The following is a 1,985-nucleotide window of genomic DNA, read 5'->3' as shown; positions in this document are numbered from 1 at the left end:
AATTATTAGTTGACATTATATTTCTTGTATACTTATCAAAATATAGTATATAATTAAGTTAAAAGGGGTGAAGGTAAAAAATGGAACTAACAAAAGAGTTATTTAAGTTATTTTGTTCGATAACAAGACTTATAGGAGCATTAGCGTTACTATATTTCATAATTAGATAATAATTTGTATAAACATATTTTTATTTTTTGCATCTGGGTAATTCCAGGTGCTTTTTTTGTTGGCAAAAATGGATAGTATCGTAAGAAATAAAACTATAATTTTATTTTACTTTTGAAAGTGAACTTGTAAATATTGCTTATATATAATATAAATATATATTTTATAAAAAGGAGGTTAAAGAACTTTATAACTTTTCTCCAGGTTGTAAAGTAGGTAACTATTTAAAAGTTACAAATTTTTTATATTATGGAGGAACATATGATAAATAAAGGTTGTTATACTAAAAAAGCTGATGCAGTTGAAAGGATTATACAAAATACTAATATTATTACAAGTGATGGAGAAGTTATTGAATTACATGGAGAAGTGTTAAATAATTTGGTTTGTGATATTACAAATGAGTTATTTACAGAAGATAAAGAGATTAATGAAAATTTTATTAAGATAAAAAATGAAAATAACTCTATGTTAAGTATTGGTGGTTATTTCTATCACTTATTATTTAAAAATATTTTAAACAAAGAATTTGATGATAATTATATTATAAGATTTGCTAAATTATGTACTTACATGAATTATGAAAATATTATTGTTGAAGGTGAAACAAAAGGAAGAATTAAAATATTAGAAAGAGATTTAAATAAAGTTTGGGATTTATCAGAAAGAGAATTAAGGAATACAAAAAAATATTTAATAGCCAATAAATTAATATTTATTGATGGACAAGGTGTAATTACTGTTAATAAAGAGTATGCAATTAAAGGGAAAGTAAAAGGTGATGGTAATATGACAAGAGTGTTTATAAGTGGATTTAATGAATTATATAACGGTGTTACTCCAAGACAACATAAACAATTAGCAACATTTATTAAAGTGTTACCTTACTTAAATAGTGAATTTAATATATTATGTGAAAATCCAGAAGAAACAGATGCTAAATTAGTAAAACCATTAAGTTGGTCAGATTTAGCGGAAAGAATAGGGTTAGAAAAGAAACAAGCATATAATTTGAAAAGTAAATTATTTAAGTTAAGAATAAATGATAAAAAGGTCATAGCTGAATGGAAAGATAATTTTAATATAACTAAATTAGTAATAAATCCAGCTATTTTTTGGAAGTCTAATGAAGGTAAAATTTCAGATGTTGCCAAAATATTTGAAATTGGTGTATAAGGGTAGTTTTTTACTACTCTTTTTTTATATAGATTTTCAAGGTTTATTACTTTTTTTGTGCCGATTTTCAAGGTTTATTACTTTTTTTGTGCCGCTAAAAATGCCCTTAAAGCTAGTAAATAAGCCAATAGTTAAATTTATTACCTATATATATGATACTTTATCAAGCATCATGTTTTAAAAATAAATTTTTAAAAGTGTTTTGAGTAATTTATATTAATAAGAAACTAACTAAATGCGACAGCATTTAAAGCAAGTGCAGCGAAGCAAACGCAGCTAAACTTCATACAGTTTGGATATTAGAAAAGGTAAGTTAATAATATATGCTCCAAAAACATGGTATTTGTATATAATATATAAATATAATGAATTTGGAGCATTGAAAAGTAAATATTTAATTATTCAAAGTGTGACAAAACTGTAGGTTTGGTATTAATTATATTAAACAAACAGTTTTGTCACACTTTATTTATATCATAATAATATTGGTGGATTGGAACGAGTTCCAACCACCCCCATTAAAAGGCGAAAGCCTTTTATGGGTTAGATGTTTAATAATTTAGGTTTTAATATACCAGTTATTGAAGGTGGATTTGGTGAAAATCAAAAAGTTATGTTAGCAAAGACAATAGCGGAAATAC

The 1,985-nt window shown here is 24.4% G+C and carries 1 protein-coding gene; it reads left to right on the top strand.

Annotation, left to right across the window (positions count from 1 at the left end; translation table 11 throughout):
* Positions 1–429 precede the first annotated feature (429 nt).
* Positions 430–1,344: a hypothetical protein gene (locus I4V63_RS15425; RefSeq protein ID WP_196002104.1), complete on the top strand. Its 915-nt coding sequence runs from the start codon at positions 430–432 to the stop codon at positions 1,342–1,344.
* Positions 1,345–1,985 lie beyond the last annotated feature (641 nt).

The sequence above is a fragment of the Clostridium sp. 1001271B_151109_B4 genome (assembly GCF_015670405.1).
Classification (GTDB): domain Bacteria; phylum Bacillota; class Clostridia; order Clostridiales; family Clostridiaceae; genus Clostridium.
The sequence above is the reverse complement of the archived record's forward strand: the minus strand, read 5'-3'. Positions and strand labels throughout refer to the sequence as shown.

Coding starts and splice junctions, on each gene's coding strand:
- I4V63_RS15425 (WP_196002104.1), top strand. CDS start 430: ATGATAAATAAAGGTTGTTATACTAAAAAAGCTGATGCAGTTGAAAGG.